Source organism: Bacillus sp. RE35, assembly GCF_052146655.1.
GTDB lineage: Bacteria > Bacillota > Bacilli > Bacillales > Bacillaceae_G > Bacillus_A > Bacillus_A cereus.
Window position 1 is genome coordinate 1 of the sequence record NZ_CP197377.1, and the last position, 7,500, is coordinate 7,500.

Consider the following 7,500-nt stretch of genomic DNA (forward strand, 5'->3'; position numbering starts at 1 on the left):
CACATTTGCTTTTTTTGTCGAAAACCCTATCTCATATACAAACGACGTTTTTAGGTTTTAAAATACGTTTCGTATAAATATACATTTTATATTTATTAGGTTGTACATTTGTTGCGCAACCTTATTCTTTTACCAACTTAGTAAAGGAGGGACACCTTTGGAAAATATCTCTGATTTATGGAATAGTGCCTTAAAAGAATTAGAAAAAAAGGTAAGCAAGCCTAGTTATGAGACATGGTTAAAATCCACAACGGCTCATAACTTGAAGAAAGACGTATTAACGATTACAGCTCCGAATGAATTTGCTCGTGACTGGCTAGAATCTCATTACTCCGAACTAATTTCAGAAACACTATACGATTTAACAGGGGCAAAATTAGCAATTCGCTTTATTATTCCCCAAAGTCAAGCTGAAGAGGACATTGATCTGCCTCCAGTTAAGCCGAATCCAGCACAAGATGATTCAGCTCATTTACCACAGAGCATGTTAAATCCAAAATATACATTCGATACATTTGTTATTGGCTCTGGTAACCGTTTTGCCCATGCAGCTTCATTAGCTGTAGCTGAGGCGCCAGCTAAAGCGTATAATCCACTCTTTATTTACGGGGGAGTTGGACTTGGAAAGACACATTTAATGCACGCAATTGGTCATTATGTAATTGAACATAATCCAAATGCAAAAGTTGTATATTTATCATCAGAAAAATTTACAAATGAATTTATTAACTCTATTCGTGATAATAAAGCTGTTGATTTTCGTAATAAATATCGTAACGTAGATGTTTTATTGATAGATGATATTCAATTTCTTGCTGGAAAAGAACAGACTCAAGAAGAGTTTTTCCATACATTTAATGCATTACACGAAGAAAGTAAACAAATTGTAATTTCTAGTGACCGACCACCAAAAGAAATTCCAACTTTAGAAGATCGTCTTCGTTCCCGCTTTGAATGGGGACTTATTACAGACATTACGCCGCCAGATTTAGAGACACGAATTGCGATTTTACGCAAAAAAGCAAAAGCTGAAGGGCTTGATATACCAAATGAAGTTATGCTTTATATCGCAAATCAAATTGATTCAAATATTCGTGAATTAGAAGGTGCACTTATCCGAGTTGTAGCTTATTCATCTTTAATTAATAAAGATATTAATGCTGATTTAGCAGCTGAAGCACTTAAAGATATTATTCCAAATTCTAAGCCGAAAATTATCTCTATTTATGATATTCAAAAAGCTGTCGGGGACGTTTATCAAGTGAAATTAGAAGATTTTAAAGCGAAAAAACGTACAAAATCAGTTGCGTTTCCTCGCCAAATTGCAATGTATTTATCGCGCGAGCTTACAGATTCCTCTTTACCAAAAATAGGTGAAGAATTTGGTGGACGCGATCATACAACAGTTATCCATGCCCATGAAAAAATCTCTAAATTACTAAAAACCGATACGCAATTACAAAAGCAAGTTGAAGAAATTAATGGTATTTTAAAGTAGTAGCTGAATAGTGTGAATAACTTACCTTGTTTTACGCACAGTCTATCCACATGTAGATAGACTGTTTTTACATCCTTTAGCGGGGTTATCCACATATCCACAAGCCCTATTACTATTACTACTATTTTTTATCTTTATTAATTAAATAAAATCTTATACTTACCGGAGGTTTTTCTTTATGCGTTTTACAATACAAAAAGACTATCTTGTAAGAGGTGTACAAGATGTAATGAAGGCAGTTTCTTCTCGTACGACAATCCCAATTCTTACGGGAATTAAAGTTGTAGCAACTGAAGAAGGAGTTACATTAACAGGAAGCGATGCTGATATTTCGATTGAATCGTTTATTCCAGTCGAAGAAGATGGAAAAGAAATCGTAGAAATAGCTCAATCAGGAAGCATTGTTTTACAGGCAAAATATTTTAGTGAGATTGTAAAAAAACTACCTAAAGACACTGTCGAAATTTCTGTAGAAAATCATTTTATGACAAAAATAAAATCTGGAAAATCAGAGTTTAACTTAAATGGTTTAGATTCTGCAGAATATCCGTTATTGCCACAGATTGAAGAACATCATGTATTTAAGATACCAACAGATTTACTTAAACATATGATCAGACAAACTGTATTTGCAGTTTCTACTTCTGAAACAAGACCAATCTTGACAGGTGTAAACTGGAAGGTATATAACAGCGAGTTAACTTGTATTGCAACAGATAGTCATAGGCTGGCACTTCGAAAAGCAAAAATTGAAGGACATAATATTGCAGATGAATTCCAAGCTAATGTTGTTATCCCAGGTAAGAGCTTAAATGAATTAAGTAAAATTTTAGATGAGTCTGAAGAAATGGTAGATATCGTTATTACGGAGTATCAAGTATTATTCCGTACAAAACATTTATTATTCTTCTCAAGATTGTTAGAAGGGAATTATCCTGATACGACACGTTTAATTCCGGCAGAGAGTAAAACGGATATTTTTGTGAATACAAAAGAATTCCTACAAGCAATTGATCGCGCTTCACTATTAGCAAGAGATGGCCGCAATAACGTTGTTAAATTATCAACTTTAGAGCAAGAAATGCTAGAGATTTCTTCGAATTCACCAGAAATCGGAAAAGTTGTCGAAGAAGTACAATGCGAAAAAGTAGATGGAGAAGAGTTAAAAATATCTTTTAGTGCAAAATATATGATGGATGCATTGAAAGCTTTGGATAGTACAGAGATTAAAGTTAGCTTTACTGGGGCGATGAGACCGTTCTTAATTCGTACAGTAAATGATGATTCAATTATTCAATTAATTTTACCGGTTCGTACTTACTAGGTAAGGAATAAGGGTTGCTAGTTTAAAGATGCTAGTGGCCCTTATTTGATTTTTGGGTATTACTTTCCTAATGCTAGTTTATTTAGTACAATGAAAGAATGAACACTTTCAGAAAGTGAGCGATTTTATGAAACGTATTAAAATTTCAACAGAGTATATTACACTAGGACAATTTTTAAAGTTAGCTGATGTAATTGATACAGGTGGCGCTGTAAAATGGTTTTTACAAGAATATGAAGTGTACGTGAACAACGAACTTGAAAATAGAAGAGGTCGCAAACTATATGCGAATGATGTTATTGAAATTCCAGGAAGCGGAACTTTCCAAGTTCAGGCATAAAGGGGGAGCCCTTTGTTTATTTCAGAAATACAATTAAAAAACTATCGCAATTATGAAAAATTAGAGCTTTCCTTTGAAGATAAGGTAAATGTAATTATCGGCGAAAATGCGCAAGGGAAAACAAATTTGATGGAAGCTATTTATGTTTTAGCGATGGCGAAATCTCATAGAACCTCTAATGATCGCGAACTTATCCGCTGGGATGAAGATTTTGGTCAAATAAAAGGGAAATTACAAAAAAGAAACAGTTCTTTGTCTTTGGAATTAAATATTTCGAAAAAAGGTAAAAAGGCAAAATTAAATCAACTTGAACAGCAAAAGTTAAGTCAATATATTGGCGTGATGAACGTTGTCATGTTTGCCCCAGAAGATTTAAATCTTGTAAAAGGAAGCCCTCAAGTAAGAAGACGCTTTTTAGATATGGAATTAGGACAAATAGCTCCTGTATATTTGTATGAATTAAGTCAATATCAAAAGGTGCTCACGCAACGAAATCACTTGTTGAAAAAAATGCAAGGGAATAGTAAGAATGAGGAAACGATGTTGGATGTATTTACACTTCAACTAATTGAGCATGGTGCGAAAATACTGCAAAAACGTTTTGAATTTTTGCATTTGCTACAGGAATGGGCAGCTCCAATTCATCGAGGTATAAGCCGTGGATTAGAAGAGTTAGAAATTGTCTATAAACCAAGTGTAGATGTATCAGAATCAATGGATTTGTCGAAAATAAAAGAAGTATACTATGAAAGTTTTCAATCTGTGAAACAACGTGAAATTTTCCGTGGTACGACTTTAATTGGTCCTCATCGTGACGATTTACAATTCTTCGTTAATAGTAAAAATGTTCAAGTCTTTGGTTCGCAAGGACAACAACGAACGACCGCACTATCCCTAAAATTAGCTGAAATTGAATTGATTTATTCAGAGGTTAAAGAATATCCAATCCTTTTGTTGGATGATGTTTTATCAGAATTAGATGATTATCGTCAATCACATCTTTTAAATACAATTCAAGGAAAAGTGCAAACATTTGTTACAACGACGAGTGTCGACGGAATTGAACACGAAACATTAAAAGAAGCGAAAACAATTCATGTAACGAACGGCACTGTAGATTGTGAAATAGATAGGGAATAACCCCTGTTTAAATGGAAAAGTAGGTGATCTTTGTGTCAATGGAACAAAAGCAAATGCAAGAAAATGCATATGATGAAAGTCAGATACAGGTGCTTGAAGGACTAGAGGCAGTTCGGAAACGCCCTGGTATGTATATTGGATCTACAAGTGGAAAAGGGCTTCACCATCTTGTTTGGGAAATCGTAGATAATAGTATTGATGAAGCACTTGCAGGTTATTGTGATGAAATTAATGTTAGTATCGAAGAAGATAATAGTATTCGTGTAACGGATAATGGGCGTGGTATTCCGGTTGGTATACAAGAAAAAATGGGACGTCCAGCTGTAGAAGTTATTATGACTGTTCTCCACGCCGGTGGTAAATTTGGCGGTGGCGGTTATAAAGTTTCTGGTGGTTTACATGGTGTTGGGGCATCGGTTGTAAATGCTCTATCAACAGAATTAGAAGTATTTGTACATCGTGAAGGTAAAATCCATTACCAAAAATACGAAAGAGGTATTCCGGTTGCGGATTTAAAAGTCATTGGTGACACCGATCAAACAGGAACAATAACTCGATTTAAACCAGATCCGGAAATTTTCCAAGAAACAACAGTATACGATTTTGATACGCTAGCAACTCGTATGCGTGAATTAGCGTTTTTAAATCGTAATATTAAATTAACAATTGAAGATAAACGTGAACATAAGCAAAAGAAAGAATTCCATTACGAAGGTGGAATTAAATCATACGTTGAGCATTTAAATCGCTCAAAACAACCGATTCATGAAGAGCCTGTGTACGTAGAAGGTTCAAAAGATGGTATTCAGGTTGAGGTTTCTCTTCAATATAACGAAGGATACACAAATAATATTTACTCATTTACGAATAACATCCATACGTATGAAGGTGGTACACATGAGGTAGGTTTTAAAACAGCTTTAACTCGTGTAATCAACGACTATGGTCGTAAAAATAGCATTTTAAAAGATGCGGACAGTAATTTAACTGGTGAGGATGTTCGTGAAGGTTTAACAGCAATTGTATCAATCAAGCATCCAAATCCACAATTTGAAGGACAAACGAAGACAAAACTTGGGAATAGTGAAGCGAGAACAATTACAGAGTCTGTATTCTCAGAGGCATTTGAAAAGTTCTTACTAGAAAATCCTAATGTAGCGCGAAAAATTGTAGAAAAAGGTACGATGGCTGCACGTGCACGTGTAGCTGCGAAAAAAGCGCGTGAATTGACACGTCGAAAGAGTGCGTTAGAAGTTTCAAGTTTACCTGGTAAATTAGCTGATTGCTCTTCGAAAGATCCAGCAATTAGTGAAATTTACATCGTAGAGGGTGACTCTGCGGGTGGATCTGCAAAACAAGGACGCGATCGTCATTTCCAAGCAATTTTACCGCTGAAGGGTAAAATTATTAATGTGGAAAAGGCGCGCTTAGATAAGATTTTATCAAATGATGAAGTTCGTACAATTATTACGGCAATCGGTACAAATATTGGTGGAGACTTCGATATTGAAAAAGCACGCTATCATAAAGTTATTATTATGACCGATGCCGATGTTGATGGTGCACATATTCGTACCCTATTATTAACGTTCTTCTATCGTTATATGCGTCAAATAATTGAGTGTGGTTATATCTATATTGCACAGCCGCCATTGTTTAAAATACAACAAGGTAAAAAAATTCAATATGCTTACAACGATAAGGAACTTGAAAAAATCTTAGCTGAGCTACCAGCCCAGCCGAAACCAGGAATTCAACGTTATAAAGGTCTTGGGGAGATGAATCCAACTCAGCTATGGGAGACGACAATGGATCCAGAAGTACGTTCGTTACTTCAAGTTTCTCTTCAAGATGCAATAGAAGCAGACGAAACGTTTGAAATTTTAATGGGTGATAAAGTAGAACCGCGTCGTAACTTTATCCAAGAGAATGCAAAATACGTGAAGAACCTTGATATTTAAATGAGTAATGACAGGAATCTAAGTATTCCTGTCTTCTACATATAAATCAATGTATGTGTAACGGAAATGTAAGAGGAGGTGCTCGTTGATGTCAGACAATCAACAACAAGCACGAATTCGAGAAATTAATATTAGTCATGAAATGCGTACCTCATTTTTAGATTACGCAATGAGTGTTATCGTATCTCGTGCATTACCAGATGTTCGTGATGGATTAAAACCTGTGCATCGTAGGGTTTTATATGCGATGAATGATTTAGGAATTACAGCTGATAAAGCGTATAAGAAATCAGCACGTATTGTCGGTGAAGTAATCGGTAAGTATCACCCTCATGGTGATTCAGCCGTTTATGAAACAATGGTACGTATGGCGCAAGATTTTAGTCAACGTTATATGCTTGTAGATGGGCATGGTAACTTCGGTTCTGTAGATGGAGATTCAGCAGCAGCAATGCGTTATACAGAGGCAAGAATGTCTAAGATTTCTATGGAATTAATACGTGATATTTCAAAAAATACAATTGATTATCAAGATAACTATGATGGTTCCGAAAGAGAACCGATAGTACTACCAGCGCGTTTCCCTAATTTATTAGTAAACGGTACAACAGGTATTGCTGTTGGTATGGCAACAAATATACCGCCGCATCAGCTTGGCGAAGTAATTGATGGTGTGCTGGCATTAAGTCATAATCCTGATATTACTATCGCAGAATTGATGGAATATATTCCTGGTCCAGACTTTCCGACGGCAGGTTTAATTTTAGGAAGAAGTGGAATTCGAAGAGCTTATGAAACAGGTCGCGGTTCCATTATGCTTCGTGCTAAGGTTGAAATTGAAGAGAAGTCAAACGGTAAACAATCTATTATCGTAACTGAACTACCTTATCAAGTTAATAAGGCGCGATTAATTGAAAAAATCGCAGAATTAGTTCGCGATAAGAAAATTGAAGGTATTACAGATTTACGTGATGAATCAGATCGTAATGGTATGCGTATTGTCATGGAAGTACGTCGTGATGCTAATGCAAACGTACTATTAAACAATCTATATAAACATACAGCGCTTCAAACAAGTTTCGGTATTAATATGTTGTCTCTTGTAAATGGGGAGCCACAAGTACTAAATTTAAAACAAAATCTATATCATTATTTAGAGCATCAGAAGGTAGTAATTCGTAGACGTACTGCTTATGAATTAGAAAAAGCAGAAGCACGTGCTCATATTTTAGAAGGA

Annotated in this window: 6 protein-coding genes (1 of these 6 only partly in view); all 6 read left to right on the forward strand. The window is 35.4% G+C overall.

The genetic code is table 11. The features are described 5' to 3' along the window. The first annotated feature begins 157 nt into the window (after positions 1-157). Entirely contained in the window at positions 158-1,498 is a 1,341-nt protein-coding gene (gene dnaA, locus ACTL4X_RS00005) for a chromosomal replication initiator protein DnaA (RefSeq protein ID WP_000428017.1), read from the forward strand. A gap of 178 nt (positions 1,499-1,676) precedes the next feature. After that, the gene (gene dnaN, locus ACTL4X_RS00010; protein WP_001212884.1) at positions 1,677-2,822 is read left to right on the forward strand and encodes a DNA polymerase III subunit beta; all 1,146 of its coding nucleotides are present in this window, start codon (positions 1,677-1,679) and stop codon (positions 2,820-2,822) included. 127 nt (positions 2,823-2,949) lie between these two features. Beyond that, the gene (gene yaaA, locus ACTL4X_RS00015) at positions 2,950-3,162 is read left to right on the forward strand and encodes a S4 domain-containing protein YaaA (RefSeq protein ID WP_000821364.1); all 213 of its coding nucleotides are present in this window, start codon (positions 2,950-2,952) and stop codon (positions 3,160-3,162) included. 12 nt (positions 3,163-3,174) lie between these two features. After that, entirely contained in the window at positions 3,175-4,302 is a 1,128-nt protein-coding gene (recF, locus tag ACTL4X_RS00020) for a DNA replication/repair protein RecF (protein WP_000470745.1), read from the forward strand. Between the two features lie 38 nt (positions 4,303-4,340). Further along, entirely contained in the window at positions 4,341-6,263 is a 1,923-nt protein-coding gene (gene gyrB / locus ACTL4X_RS00025; RefSeq protein WP_000435982.1) for a DNA topoisomerase (ATP-hydrolyzing) subunit B, read from the forward strand. Between the two features lie 88 nt (positions 6,264-6,351). After that, positions 6,352-7,500 carry the start of a DNA gyrase subunit A gene (gyrA, locus tag ACTL4X_RS00030; RefSeq protein ID WP_001282864.1) on the forward strand. Its footprint extends 1,323 nt past the window's final position, so the window shows 1,149 of its 2,472 coding nt (coding positions 1-1,149); it begins with the start codon at positions 6,352-6,354; its stop codon lies beyond the right edge, outside the window.